The following is a 15,586-nucleotide window of genomic DNA, read 5'->3' as shown; positions in this document are numbered from 1 at the left end:
TAGCCGACACCACTGTCAATATAGTTTACATACTCAGTGGCTTATTTCAAAAAATGTTAATAAATTACATAAAAAACAAATGGTTACGAGTTGGCATGAATATGGCTTATCGTTGAAGTCTATTAAAGTCTATTAAAGTCTATTTTATTAACTCACGGGAAGTTTCAAATGCATAAAGCTGTAGTATTTAAGTCTCTTATCGCCGCTTTGTTGTTGACCATTGTTTCAACGGCTGACGCCGCACTTATATTTGATAATGCCGATCCGTCACAACAGACAAGCAACCGTTCAGCCGGGTCTTCTCCTGGTGCGCTTATCAACGTATCTGTTGATACCACTATTAACCAGATTGCTGTTAAAAACGATCTGAACGAAAATGGTGATTTGCGCTTTTTGATTTTTGACCATGACTCTCATGCACTCCTTTTTGACTCTGGTGCTCAATCTTTTGTGGATGACGGCATGACATGGAAAACCTCCGGGTTATTCTCATTTACCTTGTTAGCCGGTAATTCCTACGACATTGGTGCAATAGCAAATGTTGGCGGACTCTGGGCCTTTGACACAACGGGGAATACACAGAATGGTCTGACATCCATTGTTCAGAACCCTAATTTCACAAACTTTGGCGCACCGGTATCTGGTGGTCACGGAGCCGCTGATGCGCATGTTCGTTTGTTTGTTGCTGATGCGCAGGCGATTCCTGAGCCATCCACACTGGCGCTTTTGGGTCTGGTTCTGGTTGGGCTGGGTTTACGCCGCCGGGTTTAGTTCTCTTAGTAATCGTATAATAAAAAAGCGACTCGATGAGTCGCTTTTTTGTGCTTTTTCAACAGTGGCATCTTATCTTTGGGTATATAATCAGGCAGTAACAGGGCGACGCATACCGGGTTTATCCTGATTTTTATTGGTACCCTGAATCAGCGGCTTGGCCGGCTCTTTATACCTGACCGGCGCCAGTTTGGCTTCGATACAGTTGCGGATTTCTTCTTTGCTGTAGCCGGATTTGATCTTAATGCGCAGATGAGGAATTCGTGCCGCATCCAGTGTGCTGCTGACAAACCAGTCACGCTGACCCTTGTACCCTTCTTTGCCTTTGGGGCTGACCAGATCGATAGCCACTACCGGGCTTAAGTCTTCGCGGTCACAAAGCACAAAATCCAGGTGTCGGCTGCCAGCTCTGACCATGGCACTGCGGGCCGTTTTCTTATCTGTTCCCTGTCGCAGGGCAACAATATCACTGAGTTTTACCCTACACACAATGCGATATTGATCTCCTACCGCCTGCTCAAGCATATCCAGAAAAGAGCGCTCTACAGGGGTAAACAGGTTGGTACGTTTTTTAAAAGGAAAGGCCAGTGATTCACCATTGAGCTTAACAGCAGCAACGCCAATCACTATCAAGATCATCAGTAAAATTAATGTCAGTTCCATTTATCACTCCGGTATGTTGCACAACAAGCTTTTGACGCCTGATTAAGTTACCGGAAGAACTGCAAAAACAGTGCCAGTGCGACTCTATGTTACTCTTTTCTTTACCCTCACTCTTCACCACTCTTCTTGACCAGTATATCTATCTGGCTGCCTTCGCCATCGGCTGATATCACTAACACCCAATCACCGCCGGGTGCTTGCAATACCTGGCGTCCTTTACTGGCGGTTTGCTGTACATTGCTGAATTGCTCAAGATAAAAGTTAAGCGCCGCATCGGGTGTCACAACGGAGTGAAAGCTAAGGGTAGCGGGCAGTTTATCGTCAAATTGCTGACAGAATCTGGCGTCCCCGGTCAGTGGGATAGTGCGAAAGTGCTCGGGGCATTCAGACTGTGCCATGGCAGATGGACTCAGCAACATCAGGGCCGCTGCCAGGCCCGAGAGAATGATCGTTGATAATTGTTTTTGCATTGCTTTCATGCCATAACCTTTTGATAAAATGGAGCTTGCCGGACAACAGAGCCATTACTGAGCAGCTTGCTGTCACAGAGGATTGATACAATATAGGTGTTGGTGGTGCGTCGGGCAATAATGCCCTGATAGTATTAGGTATGGCATCACACCTGCCGGTATAAAGGAGTGCTTGAATGAGTCTGAAAAAATTTCTTACCAACAGGCTGGCAACAGTGGGGCCGGATACCAGCCTGGCTGAGGTACAGCGTATTTTCCAGGCGGCGGCCTTCCATCATCTGCTGGTGGTGGAAAACAAGGTGCTGGTGGGTATAGTCTCGGACCGCGATCTGTTTAAGGCGCTCAGCCCTAATCTGGGAACGGCGTCTGAGACCATCAGGGATACAGCCACTCTGAATAAGAAAGTACATCAGATTATGAGCCGGCAGCTATGGACATTGCAGCCGGATAAGAGCGTGTACGATGCCATCGATCTATTCCTGCAGCAGAAAATTTCCTGTATCCCTGTGGTGAATGAGCATAAACAGCCCGTCGGCATTATCAGCTGGCGGGATATTCTGCGACTGTTGGCACAAGGTAAGAATCGCCGTGAACAGGGATAAGGTTATGTATTTAAAGGCAATGCTATGAGCGTGACCCGGCTAGCTCCGAAGCGGGAGATCTTTGGCTGGTCGATGTTTGATTTTGCCAACCAGGCTTACACTCTGCTGATTATCACGGTGATTTACGGGGATCTGTTCACCCGGGTGATTGTAGCTGACGGGCCAGATTATCGTATGGGTAATCTGTTGTGGAGCATTGCTCTGGCGATCAGTTACATGATGGTAGTGGTGGCGAATCCCTTATGCGGTGCGGTGATGGACTACTCTGCCAGTCGCAAAGGCTTTTTGTTTGCCAGCTACCTGCTGACGATTGTCAGTACCGCCATGCTCTACTGGGTTGAACCTGGCTGGATTTGGCCAGCCATGTTGCTCGTCATTATCTCTAACTTTGCCTATTCCATTGGTGAGGGATTTATCGCCAGCTTCCTCACTGATTTAGGTCCTCGCAAGGCGCTGGGCTGGATTTCCGGTCTGGGCTGGAGTTTGGGTTATATCGGCGGGTTGGTGGCTACGGCCTTTGCGCTGTTTTTTTTAGGCGAAGTGTCGGCAGAAAACTACCAGACCATACGCTGGGTCGGGCCTTTTGCGGCAGTGTTTTTCCTGCTGGCGGCAATTCCCACCTTTGTCTGGTTGCAGGAGCGCGGGCAAAAACGTACGCCACCGCCAGGCAGTACCCTGGTAAAAATGGGCTGGCAGCGACTTAAGGGTACCTGGGCGGCAATCCACCACTTCGGCGATCTGCGTTTGTTGTTGATCTCCGTGTTCTTTGCCATGGCCGGGGTCTATATCATTATTGCCTTTTCCTTTATCTACGGTGCGCAGGTGATCCGCTGGGACGAAAACGTGCGGGTACTGATGTTTGTGATTGTGCAGATCACTGCCGCCATGGGTGCAGTGGGCTTTGGCTTTTTGCAAAGTAAAATCGGCGCCAGGGTCACGTATATCCTTACCTTGATACTGTGGCTGGTGGCCATACTGGCGATCTGGCAGACGCCGCTGCTTACCGAGTTATGCCAGAAGTGGTTTGAGGTTAACTGGCAGGCCCAGTATGTGTTTTTATTCGCCGGTTTGCTGGCCGGGCTCAGTCTGGGCTCATCTCAGTCGGCTGGCCGTGCTCTGGTTGGGGTACTGACACCCCAGGGCAAAGCCGCCGAATTTTTCGGTTTCTGGAGTATGGCCAGCAAGCTGGCCGCCGTATTCGGCATGCTTGGCCTTGGGCTGATGCAGTGGGCCTTTGGTCTGGCCGATGCGATTGTGTTTTGTTTGTTATTATTTGTGCTGGCCATTATCAGCGTATTACCTATTAATGAGCAGCGCGGCAGTGACGCCGCGGATAACTGGCGGGAGTGACAGCCCTGAATACAACAATTGAGAGGTGGTGTTGTTGCGATTTGGAACCCTCCACAGCATGGAAGCTGTGGCGGAGCGTCCAGAGATGGATTCACAGCGTGTTCCTAATCGCGGCAACGCTACCCGGACTATTTATTTTGTCGGGCGATGGCTTTTTGCAGGCTCAGAATATTATCGGTAAAGATCCAGTCAATATCGCGATGAGCCTCGCGGTTAGCGATTAACGGGTGTTCCACCTGACCCGTGCCCACCCGTCTGCCTGCGGCTTTTAACTCTTGCACCAATGCCGGCGTCAGCAGGGCAAAAGAGCCGGCCACGGCGCCATGACCCAACTGCAGATTCTGCTTAATAATGGATTTGGTGTTGGTCAGTGCCACATCAATAAAGGCTGCAGGGGGAAGTGCAGTAAAGCCGCTAAGGTGATCCGGTTCAAGGCTGAGCAGGTGGTAATCCCTGATCGGCTCAAGTGAATTCAGGGACTGTTGCACACGGGAAACCAGTAAAGGTTTTTCCCGCCATGATTCTTTAATCTCCAGCATCAGATGCATTTTGTTTCCGTAGCGGCTGATGATCTCATCCAGATGCGGGATTTCCGGCACTGCTTTGCGCAGTTGTTCGAAACGGGTTTCGCCGATCACTAAGTCTGGTCGTCCATACAAGCGCCCGCAATCGGCGTCATGAGCAATCACCGGTTCTCCATCCAGGGTTAACTGAATATCCAGCTCAATCCCCCAGATCTGATTTTGCAGACAGAGATCAAAAGCCGGCAGGGTATTTTCCACAATCACACCAGCTTCAGTCCTGCCATGGGCACCGCGATGGGCCACCAGCCTGGTACCTTCAATATTGGCAGGCTTGTAGCATCCGGGGCTCATCAGCCACAGATAATTGGCCAGTTTATTTAAGTAGTGAGTGGTATCCGCCATTAATGCTCAGTTAAACCTAAAGGATCAAACCCATCATAGCGCAGCAAACAGCAACTACAGAGCCTAAATTGGAATGTGTAAATATATTGTGTATGCTGAATGTGTATAAGCGTTTCAGGAGAAGAAAATGAATTCCGTGAAATCTCTCACTAAAGTAAAAAAACGCACTAACCTGTCACTGGATGGTTCGCTGTTGCAGGAAGCAAAACGCCTTGGCATTAACATCTCTGATTCTGCCGAAAAGGGCATCGCACAAGCTGTCAGGGATCGCCAAACAGCGTTGTGGCTGGAAGATAATGCTCAGGCCATTGAAAGCTCTAATGAATTTGTGAATAAGCAGGGTTTGCCTCTGGCTAAGTACAGAAACTTCTGATGGCACGATACGACGTTTACCGGAACCCCGATGGCGCAGGCTATATGCTGGATGTGCAAACCGATCTGCTTTATGGGTTAAATACTCGTGTGGTTGTTCCTCTGTTGCCGGAAGCAGAATCTCCTCAACCAGCCCGTGGACTCAATCCCATTTTTGAGATTCAAGGGCAACAGACGGTGATGGTGACGCAATTTATGGCCGCCGTACCTGTTACTGAGTTAAAAAAGATTGCAGGCAATCTCGGCGCCTGTCATGACCAGATTTCCGAAGCCCTGGATATATTGTTTAAGGGTTTTTAGGTTTCAACAACTATGACCCCTTGATCGATATTAATCAGATGATGCGTAATTAATACCGGGTGTGCAGCTTGTTCCAGGGGACGTAGTTGTTGGGGGTAAAGTACATTCGATTCTGAATGAGCTATTGGTGAGAGATCCTGATTTGCATCAGGATGACGGAGTATACAGATCAGCCTTTAGTGTTTGGTTGAAGGCTTTTTACCACGAACCTGTAGTTACCTCTCGCAGAGTCGCCAGGAACGCAGAGGCTATGCGGCTTTTCTACGTCTCTGTGGTGAATTTCAATTTATTGGAGGGTGCTGGAAGCCCGATTACTGCATTCGGGCATGACCTTTTTCTGACGTGTTCGCAAAATCAGGGGGAAACACGCTGTCTTCTTACCAAGAATGCGCAAGATAGAACGAAAAAAGCAACCAAACCAGGCTCATGGACTACAGCAGCATTAACGCTTGTTACAGTGCCATATATATATCCGGCATCTATGCTTTGCGAAGAAGAAAAACCCATTGAAAATGCAGTCTGACCAAAATCATTCAAATCGGGTACGTAACCAGTTAATAGATCATTTTCAAAAAGTTGGCCAGTGTTTTCGTAAAATCCTAAACCAATATTTGTCAGTATTAAATCACCTAGCTGTGATGAGCCTATTACTCCACCCAGACGCCCTGCCCACACAACATATTGATCCACAGTGGCTTGATTGCCTATGGTTAAGTCTACTGAATCCGAAAAGCCAGTGAAGCCATTTAGTGATACCATAATTTCCTCAGCTCCATAAAAGCCGATTTCCGGATTTGAATCTCTATCTTGGGCATCAGTGTTAAAGATGACATGTCCGCTAAATACACCACCAACTTCAGTGAGGTTGCTTAATTCAGGGTGTGTACTAACCTGAGTTACAACGCCTTCGAAAGTAAACTTAACTATACTTGCATGCGCCACAGGTTGGAGTACTAACAGGCCAACAACCAGAAGAATGTTTATTATTATTTTCATTGTTACCACCTAAGTTTCTTATCAAATTGTTATATACAATGTCTTTTAAGCAGCATTCATGCCTAGGAATAAATGCTTATTATAAACAATGGGTTATGGGCGTTACTGTGATGCAGCACATCTTTAGTGTAAAAATTTATGACAGAAAAAGCGTATAAAGAACACTGTTCGAGCAAGGGAAACGGGTAACAGAGCATAGCTTTTGAAATCAATCCTGACTGAGCAGTTGGGACGGCTTATCGCAAGCTTGTAGCATCAGGGTGAAGGTTAAGAAATTGATATATTTAAACCTCTGTGTTCTCTGTGTTCTCTGTGCCTCTGTGGTTATTTTTGTTTTTCTCAAAGGGCGCTGGATGCCCAGCACCTTTAAACTTGCATTTTGCTGAAAAATAACACCCTGCAATAAAAGATGCTGGACAGGCCCGATTACTGCATTCGGGCATGACCAGATTTCGGATATAGATTTAATCTGTACATAGGCGAGGGTATCCCCGGATTCCGCTTCGCTGCATCACGGGCTACAGGATCTGCGTTGTTCGAGATTTTAGTGTTTTTCGTGGTTAAGGGCTTTTTTATCTCAACCTGTAATTACCTCTCGCAGAGTCGCGGAGAACGCAGAGGTTGTGCGTTTTGCATTCTCCGCGCCCTCTGCGTCTTTGCGGTGAAAAGCTTTTTACACCTCAGTGCCCTCCGTGGCTCTGTGGTGAATTTCCCTTTATACCTTCAGATAATCCAGTATGCCTTCAGCGGCTTTGCGGCCTTCGAAGATGGCGGTGACTACCAGATCGGAGCCGCGTACCATATCGCCACCGGAGAAAATCTTCGGGTTCGAGGTCTGGAAGGCGAATTTACCCGCTTCCGGTGCTCTGATCCGGCCTTTTTCATCCAGCACGATGCCATAGTCGGCAAACCAGTTTGCCGGGCTTGGCTGAAACCCAAAGGCAATAATCACCGCATCGGCTTCCAGCACATGCTCAGAACCCGCCACTGGTTCTGGTCTGCGACGTCCTGCAGCGTCTGCGGCGCCGAGTTCGGTTTTGACCAGCTTAACGCCACAGGCATTACCCTCAGCGCCCACTTCCACATCCAGTGGTTGCAGGTTAAAGCGGAACTCCACCCCTTCCTCGCGGGCGTTTTGCACTTCCCGTCTGGAGCCGGGCATGTTCTCTTCATCACGGCGGTAGGCGCAGATCACCGATTCGGCACCCTGGCGCACGGCAGTACGCACACAGTCCATGGCGGTATCGCCGCCGCCCAGCACCACCACTTTTTTACCGCGCATATCGATAAAATCGGCGTCGTTTTGTTCCAGCTTCATCTGCCGGTTTGTGTTGGCAATCAGATAAGGCAGCGCCTCATACACGCCAGGAGCATTTTCATTCTCAAAACCGCCGCGCATATACTTGTAGGTACCCATGCCCAGAAACACCGAATCGTATTCATCGATCAGCTGCTGGAACGGAATGTCCTTGCCGATTTCGGTATTCAGTACAAACTCCACACCCATATCCGTAAAAATTTCCCGGCGCAGTTTTACTACGTCTTTTTCCAGCTTAAAGGCCGGAATGCCAAAGGTCAGCAGGCCGCCGATTTCCGGGTACTTATCAAATACTACCGGTTTAACACCGTTACGCACCAGAATATCCGCGCAACCGAGCCCGGCTGGTCCGGCGCCAATAATAGCGACCTTTTTATCGGTTTTGATTACATCAGACATATCCGGGCGCCAGCCCATTTTAAAGGCAGTGTCGGTGATATATTTTTCGATGGAACCGATGGTAACCGCGCCAAAATCATCGTTGAGGGTACAGGCCCCTTCACAGAGTCTGTCCTGCGGGCAGACCCGGCCACAGACTTCCGGCAGGCTGTTGGTTTTGTGGCACAACTCGGCGGCTTCGAGAATGCGCCCCTCATTGGCCAGATCCAGCCACTGTGGAATGTAATTGTGCACCGGGCACTGCCACTCACAATAGGGATTGCCACAATCCAGGCAGCGATCGGCCTGACCGGCCACCTGGGTTTCACTCATGGGCTGATAGATCTCGGCGAACTCCTGACGGCGCAAATGGGCCGGCTTCTTGGGAGGATCGATACGCTCGACATCGACAAATTGATAAACATTCTTTGCCATACTGCTAATTCCTCCTTACTGGGCCTGAATGCGTAATTCGGCGGTTGAACGACTGATATGACCTAACAGGTTCTTCACATCACTGGTTTTGGGTTTCACCAGGCGGAACATTTTCAGGTAACGGGCAAACTCTCCCAATATTACCAGTGAGTGCTCACTACCTGTTTCTTCGTAGTGCTGGTTAACCAGGCCACGTAGATGCTCTGCCAGAATCGGCTTATCTTCGATCTCCATGGCTTCTACCAAATCACCATTAACCCGGCGTTCGAAATCATTGGCCACATCCAGCACATAGGCAAACCCCCCTGTCATGCCGGCTCCAAAGTTCACCCCGGTCTTACCGAGAATGGCGACAATACCACCGGTCATATACTCACAGGCGTTATCACCGGTGCCCTCAACCACAGCAATGGCGCCGGAGTTACGCACGGCAAAGCGTTCGCCGGCGCGCCCCGCGGCAAACAGTTTGCCGCCCGTTGCGCCGTACAGACAGGTATTGCCCATAATTGCGCTGTCCTGAGAAGCGAATGACACGCCAAGAGGCGGGTGAATGACCAGTTTTCCGCCGGTCATGCCTTTGCCCACATAATCATTGGCGTCACCAATCAGACGCATCTCCAGGCCACCGGCATTCCAGACACCGAAACTCTGGCCACATGTGCCAGTAAAATTCAGTTTAAGCGGATGATCGGCCATGCCCTGATTGCCGTGTTGACGGGCAATATAGCCAGAGGCCAGCGCACCTACGGAACGATCCGTATTGCGGATAAGGTAGTGCCAGTCGCCGCCGGTTTTGTCTTCAATAGCGCGTTTGCTATTGGCCAGAATCCGCTGATTTAACTCGCCTTTATCCATTGGTTCATTGGTCACTTCAGAGCAGAACAACCGGGTGTGCTCGGCAGCCATAGGCTTTGCCAAAAGCGGTGACAGATCCAGGCGGCTCTGACGGGCCGTTAAGCCGTCGATCACCTCTAACAGCTCGGTGCGACCAATCAGTTCATCAAGCCTGGCCACACCCAGCGCAGCCATCCATTCACGCACTTCCTGAGCGATAAATTTAAAGTAGTTCATGACCATGTCAGGCAGGCCAATAAAGTAATTGTCCCGCAGATTTTCATCCTGAGTAGCCACACCAGTAGCACAGTTATTGAGGTGACAGATACGTAAGTACTTACATCCCAGTGCCACCATGGGGCCCGTTCCAAAGCCAAAGCTCTCTGCGCCCAGAATCGCGGCTTTAATCACATCTAAGCCTGTTTTCAGGCCACCGTCTGTTTGCACCCGCACTTTATGCCGCAGGCCATTTTCTACCAGCGCCTGCTGTGTTTCGGCCAGGCCAAGCTCCCAGGGGCAGCCGGCATATTTTACCGATGTGAGCGGGCTGGCACCGGTCCCGCCGTCATAGCCGGATACAGTAATCAGATCCGCGTAGGCCTTGGCCACACCCGTGGCTACGGTTCCTACACCGGGTTCAGACACCAGCTTGACCGAGATCAATGCATCGGGGTTAACCTGCTTAAGGTCAAAAATCAGCTGTGCGAGATCTTCAATAGAATAAATATCGTGATGGGGGGGCGGTGAAATCAGGGTCACACCGGGCACAGAAAAGCGCAACTCGGCAATATACTGATTGACCTTGTCACCAGGCAACTGGCCACCCTCGCCGGGCTTAGCGCCCTGGGCTACTTTTATCTGAATCACATCGGCGTTGACCAGATAGTGTGGGGTCACGCCGAAGCGCCCTGAAGCCACCTGTTTGATCTTCGAATTCCGCTCTGTACCGAAGCGTTTAGGGTCTTCGCCGCCCTCACCAGAGTTTGACTGCCCGCCCAGACGGTTCATGGCAATAGCTAATGCTTCATGGGCCTCCGGACTCAGTGCGCCGATACTCATGGCTGCGGTATCGAAACGGGGGTAGAGGTTTTCCGCCGGTTCTACATCATCTATCGATATCGGATTATCGCTGAGTTTCAGTGACAGCAAGTCCCGAAGTTGAGCAACCGGGCGTTCATTGACCAACTGGAAGAACACTTTGTAATCATCGTAGTTGCCGCTGACCACGGCCTTTTGCAGGCTGGTGACCACATCCGGATTATAGGCGTGGTATTCACCGTCATGCACATATTTAAGCAGCCCGCCATGAGCAAGCTTTTTGCGTTTCAGCCAGGCGATGTGATTGAGGTGGATCACATCCTGTTCAAAGTCGTCAAAATTCGCTCCCTGAATGCGGCTTGGTACCCCCTGAAAGCACAATTCCATGACTTCTTTGTTGATACCAATGGCTTCAAACAGCTTGGAACAGCGATAGCTGGCCACGGTGCTGATGCCCATTTTCGACATGATCTTGTACAGGCCTTTATTGATACCCTTACGGTAGTTGAGCATGGCCTGCATAGCGGTCATTTGCAGCTCACCATTATCCACCATCTGTTCAATCGTTTCATAGGCAAGGAACGGGTAAACCGCTGTGGCACCCAGACCGATGAGCACCGCAAAATGGTGCGGATCGCGGGCTGAGGCTGTCTCGATCACAATATTGGCATCACAACGCAGCGCTTTTTCTACCAGTCGGCGCTGTACTGCACCTACTGCCATCGGCGCGGGGATGGGCAAACGATCGGTCTTGATTTTGCGATCCGATAATACCACAAAGGCGGCGTTTTTCTGTTTCACCAGATATTCGGCTTCGTCACAGATACGCTTGATGGCTGCTTTGAGACCCTCTTCAGGACGATAGTTAATATCAATTATTTCAGAGTAGTAGTATTCAGGATCAAACTCTCTGAGCTGCTTGAGATCCGTGTACACCATGATTGGGGACTCAAACAGCACCCGGTTCGCATAACCGGAGGTTTCACTAAAGGGGTTCTGTTCGCGCCCAATACAGGTGGCCAGCGACATTACATGGTTTTCCCGTAGCGGATCGATAGGCGGATTGGTTACCTGAGCGAACTGCTGTCGGAAGTAATCGTAAATTACCCGGTGCTTGGTGGAGAGCACTGCCATTGGGGTATCATCACCCATGGAGCCAACGGCTTCCTGACCGTCTTTTGCCAGTACTCTGACGATCTGCTGAATCTCTTCATAGCTGTAATTAAACTGCTTGTGGTAAGTAGCCATCATGTCGTCGTCAAACATGCGCACGCCAATCTGACTGGCATCGCAGTCCTGAATCGGTTTGAGACGACGAATATGTTTATCCAGCCATTCTTTATAGGGATGACGTTCCTTGAGTTCCTGATCGATTTGATTGGAGCGCCAGACTTTGCCGTTGTAGATGTCCACCGCCAGCATTTCACCGGGGCCAACACGGCCCTTTTCAATCACGTCTTCCTGTTTGTAATCCCAGATACCTACTTCAGAGGCCAGGGTGATCAGGCCATCTTTGGTAATCACGTAGCGAGCCGGGCGCAGACCGTTTCTGTCCAGATTACAGGCCACATGACGGCCATTGGTCATAACAATGCCGGCGGGGCCATCCCAGGGCTCCATGTGCATGGAGTTAAATTCATAGAAGGCTTTGAGATCATCATCCATGGTCTGGTTATTCTGATAAGCTGGCGGCACCAGCAACCGCATGGCACGGAACAGGTCCATACCGCCAGCCAGGAACAACTCCAGCATGTTGTCCAGCGAAGACGAATCCGAGCCTTCAAAATTCACAAAAGGCGCGGCATCATGCAGATCCGGCAGCAGTGGGGTGCGGAACTTATAGGTGCGCGCCTCAGCCCATTCACGGTTACCCCGTATGGTATTGATTTCACCATTATGGGCCAGAAAACGGAAAGGCTGCGCCAGCGGCCATTTGGGCAGCGTATTGGTGGAAAACCGCTGATGAAATACAGCAATGGCAGATTGCATGCGCTCGTCGGCCAGATCCAGATAAAAATTGGGCAGATCTTTGGGCATTACCAGGCCTTTATAGATGCTGACCAGGTTCGAGAGGCAGGCGATATAGAACTCAGTGTCTTCTTCCAGGCGCTTCTCTGCACGGCGACGGGCCATATACAGGCGGCGTTCCATATCCTTTTTTCGCCAGCCAGGCGGTGCGTTGACGAATACCTGTTCGATTTTCGGCAGGCCACTTAATGCCAGTTCGCCGAGTACAGACGGATCGGTAGGCACGACTCGCCAACCGACCACGCCAAGGGTTTCTGCCTGTAGTTCTTCATTAAGGACCTTGCGGGCCTGTTCGGCAAGTACAGGATCCTGGTTCAGGAAAATCATACCCACTGCGTACTTCTTACCCAGCTTCCAGCCATTTTCTTCGGCAATGGCGCGGAAAAACGCATCGGGCTTTTGCAATAACAGGCCGCAACCATCACCGGTTTTGCCATCGGCGGCAATACCGCCTCTGTGCTGCATGCGATCCAGTGCATGGATAGCTGTTTTTACCAGGTTATGACTGACTTCCCCTTGTGTGTGGGCGATCAGACCAAAACCACAGTTGTCCCGTGAATCGTTCGGGCTATATAGTCTCATTGCTTATGACTCCTTCATTAAGGACGCTTTACCTCTCGTACCTGTCTCTGTTGAGAGATAACTACGCTCTAACGACTGGGCAGGGTAATGTTCTATCTATGACGGCACAGCAGGATTCTTGTCGATCCGGTTCGTTGCGCGTCCTTGTCGTAAGGCAGGCCTGTGACAGGCTTGTTGTATAAGGGGTTTACCAGTCTTTCATATCGCATCAAACCCGTTGACGCGGTTGTTAATTGTTTCCGGCGTATTATCGCGGGTTATTATTATTGGCTTTGCGCTGCTTTTTCCTGTACCGAACAGGCAATTTTTAAGAATTTTTATTCACTCATCGCAAGCGGCTATAGAACATACCCACAAAGTGATCAGAAATCAATTCCGACGTTCTTTTGAAGTGGGAATGTATTGCGCTCATTTCTGCCTAAATTAGGATGTATTTTTCGTTTAGATGAAAAATAAACCATTTAATAGGATTTTATTTTGGGTTATAACCAAAAAATTGATGCAGGCCCGCATCGGTATTTAACCCCCTAAAAAACAGCTGTATGGCCTTTGGATGAACGTATCGCAGGCATAAATATTGATCTGAATCTGGATATTTACCCACTTTCCGGCTGGCTAAAAGCAGGCTTGTTACAGAGATTTCTTTTAACCTGGATGTTTTTTTAATAGCATTGCCTGCTATTCAATCAGCTTAAGCCCTTCTGTATGCAGCCATCATCTTTGCAGAACGACCATTGGGCCATCCGGTTTGCTCAGTTTGTGGCCCGTTTTGGCACCGTACGAATCAGCATCTTCTTTGTTTTCCTGACGCTGGTTTTTACCATCGCCGGTTCCTACTTTATCCGCATGTATATGACCGGTGAAGTGCATATAGAAGACTTTGTCTCGGCGCTTATGCTGACCCTGCTCAGTGCCCCCTGGGTGTTGTATTTTTTCAGTGAATTAGTCAATCAGCTGCAGCAGAGTCGCAATAATCTTAAAGAGGTGGTCGCGCAGCTGGAACGACTCAGAGAAGAGGATGTGCTGCTCAACAGGGAACTGCAGAATCACGTCAGGCAGCTCAATGTAGAGGTGGAGGAGCGTCGTAAAGCACAGGAAGACCGGGAGAAAGTGTTTACTGAACTTGAGCTGGAGATCAATAAAAAATCTGAACAGGAGCAACAGGCTCAGCGCTTGTCCACTTTACTTCGCTCGATCATCGATGCATCACCGGATCTGATTTACTACCGTAATGAGGAAGGACGTTTTGCCGGGTGTAACCGGGTTGCAGAGCAGATGACAGGCAAAACGGAAGCAGAGCTCATCGGTCTCACACCTCACCAGGTTTATGATGAAGAGCTCGCCCGCCAGGTCGTTCAGAGTGACCACGAAGTGCTGGAGAGTAATGCCGGCATCACAGAAGAGCTCTGGTTGCGCTTTGCCGATGGTCGTAAGCGCTATTATGAAATGCGTAAGGTGCCGTTTTACGATAAAGAAGGTAATCGTCTCGGGCTGCTTGCCTTTGGCCGGGATATTACTGAGCGCAAACAGTCTCAGGTGGCGTTGGAAAAAGCCAGCCGCGACAAGACAGCCTTTATTGCTACCATCAGCCATGAGTTACGTACACCTTTGAACGGTATTGTTGGCTTAAGCCGGATGCTACGGGATACACAGCTGTCTGATGAGCAGTACAGCTGGGTCAGTACGATTTATGCCAGTGCGATTACGCTGGGCAATATATTTAATGACATTATCGATATCGACAAGTTGGGTCGTGACAAACTCGAATTGTCGCTGAAAACCGTCAACCTGAAGGACTTCTTTGCTGAACTGAGCAGCATCATTCAGCTGTTGGTGGCAGATAAAAATCTGAGTTTTCAAACTCACATGGATGAACCCTTGCCGGACTTTGTTGAAGCCGACGGCACCCGATTGCGCCAGGTGCTATGGAACCTTTTATTTAATGCCGTTAAGTTTACCCAGAAAGGCTCTATCAGTTTCAGTATGACGGCGGCAACACCAAAGCAGGGCATTTGTGAGGTGGTGTTCAAGGTAGCCGATAGCGGGGTAGGTATACCTGAATCAGAACTGGATAAGATTTTTGCCATGTATTATCAGGTGCAGCATCCTGATCATCAAAGTGCCACAGGCACTGGCATAGGGCTTGCCATCTGCAAGCAGATGGTGGATTTGATGGGCGGTGAAATTCGCGTCAGCAGTGAAGTGGGCAAAGGAACCTGTTTCAGTGTTGTGCTACCGCTGGCTGTCAGCACCCGCCCGGCACAACTGGCCGAGCTGAAAGTCAGTGGGCTGAAGATATTGCTGGTAGAGGATATTGAGCTTAACGTGATGGTGGCCAAAGCGCTGCTGGAAAAACTTGGCCAGTCAGTAGAAGTGGCTATGACCGGGCAGGAGGCCCTGGATATGGCCCGCAAGCAGCAATATGATCTTATTTTACTGGATATTCAGCTACCTGATATGAATGGCTTTGATGTGGCCTCCAGGTTGCACGAAGAGGATCTGGTTGCCGGTACGCCGATTGTG

The 15,586-nt window shown here is 49.8% G+C and carries 12 protein-coding genes; 6 read left to right on the top strand and 6 right to left on the bottom strand.

Annotated features, from left to right (window positions below; genetic code table 11):
• The first annotated feature begins 168 nt into the window (after positions 1–168).
• Entirely contained in the window at positions 169–771 is a 603-nt protein-coding gene (locus CDA54_RS08160) for a PEP-CTERM sorting domain-containing protein (protein WP_099034512.1), read from the top strand.
• A 90-nt stretch (positions 772–861) separates the two neighbouring features.
• Here the strand turns inward: CDA54_RS08160 and CDA54_RS08155 are convergent, their stop codons facing one another.
• Together CDA54_RS08155 and CDA54_RS08150 are read right to left on the bottom strand one after the other, a co-directional pair.
• Positions 862–1,434: a DUF2726 domain-containing protein gene (locus tag CDA54_RS08155; RefSeq protein ID WP_099034511.1), complete on the bottom strand. Its 573-nt coding sequence runs from the start codon at positions 1,432–1,434 to the stop codon at positions 862–864.
• A 107-nt stretch (positions 1,435–1,541) separates the two neighbouring features.
• Positions 1,542–1,913, bottom strand: a complete 372-nt coding sequence (locus CDA54_RS08150; RefSeq protein WP_099034510.1) for a hypothetical protein — start codon at positions 1,911–1,913, stop codon at positions 1,542–1,544.
• A gap of 167 nt (positions 1,914–2,080) precedes the next feature.
• On the opposite strand from CDA54_RS08150, the gene CDA54_RS08145 reads away from it, so the two are divergent.
• Positions 2,081–2,506: a CBS domain-containing protein gene (locus CDA54_RS08145; protein WP_062476296.1), complete on the top strand. Its 426-nt coding sequence runs from the start codon at positions 2,081–2,083 to the stop codon at positions 2,504–2,506.
• Between the two features lie 24 nt (positions 2,507–2,530).
• On the top strand, positions 2,531–3,856 hold the full coding sequence (locus CDA54_RS08140) for an MFS transporter (protein ID WP_099034509.1): 1,326 nt from the start codon (positions 2,531–2,533) through the stop codon (positions 3,854–3,856).
• Positions 3,857–3,984: 128 nt separating this feature from the next.
• Here CDA54_RS08140 and CDA54_RS08135 read toward each other — a convergent pair whose 3' ends face one another.
• A complete protein-coding gene (locus CDA54_RS08135) occupies positions 3,985–4,782 on the bottom strand; it encodes a glycerophosphodiester phosphodiesterase (protein WP_099034508.1) in 798 nt (265 codons plus the stop codon).
• A 127-nt stretch (positions 4,783–4,909) separates the two neighbouring features.
• Between CDA54_RS08135 and CDA54_RS08130 the strand changes: the two genes are divergently transcribed.
• Both CDA54_RS08130 and CDA54_RS08125 read left to right on the top strand, forming a co-directional pair.
• A complete protein-coding gene (locus CDA54_RS08130) occupies positions 4,910–5,155 on the top strand; it encodes a type II toxin-antitoxin system CcdA family antitoxin (protein ID WP_099034507.1) in 246 nt (81 codons plus the stop codon).
• Positions 5,155–5,454, top strand: coding sequence for a CcdB family protein (locus CDA54_RS08125; protein ID WP_099034506.1), 300 nt, complete (start codon positions 5,155–5,157; stop codon positions 5,452–5,454). Before CDA54_RS08130 ends, CDA54_RS08125 begins: the two co-directional genes overlap by 1 nt.
• A 354-nt stretch (positions 5,455–5,808) precedes the next feature.
• On the opposite strand, the gene CDA54_RS08120 is transcribed toward CDA54_RS08125, so the two are convergent.
• From CDA54_RS08120 to gltB, 3 genes are all read right to left on the bottom strand, one after another.
• On the bottom strand, positions 5,809–6,450 hold the full coding sequence (locus CDA54_RS08120) for a hypothetical protein (RefSeq protein ID WP_099034505.1): 642 nt from the start codon (positions 6,448–6,450) through the stop codon (positions 5,809–5,811).
• A 715-nt stretch (positions 6,451–7,165) separates the two neighbouring features.
• The gene (locus CDA54_RS08110; protein ID WP_099034503.1) at positions 7,166–8,581 is read right to left on the bottom strand and encodes an FAD-dependent oxidoreductase; all 1,416 of its coding nucleotides are present in this window, start codon (positions 8,579–8,581) and stop codon (positions 7,166–7,168) included.
• A gap of 15 nt (positions 8,582–8,596) precedes the next feature.
• Complete coding sequence (gene gltB / locus CDA54_RS08105) at positions 8,597–13,063, bottom strand: glutamate synthase large subunit (protein ID WP_099034502.1); 4,467 nt, start codon at positions 13,061–13,063, stop codon at positions 8,597–8,599.
• Positions 13,064–13,768: 705 nt separating this feature from the next.
• Between gltB and arcB the strand changes: the two genes are divergently transcribed.
• Positions 13,769–15,586: aerobic respiration two-component sensor histidine kinase ArcB (gene arcB / locus CDA54_RS08100; RefSeq protein ID WP_099034501.1), on the top strand; the 1,818-nt coding region annotated here is incomplete at its 3' end.

This window comes from Lacimicrobium alkaliphilum, assembly GCF_002591895.1.
GTDB lineage: Bacteria > Pseudomonadota > Gammaproteobacteria > Enterobacterales > Alteromonadaceae > Lacimicrobium > Lacimicrobium alkaliphilum.
This window is presented reverse-complemented; position numbering and strand designations above follow the sequence as displayed.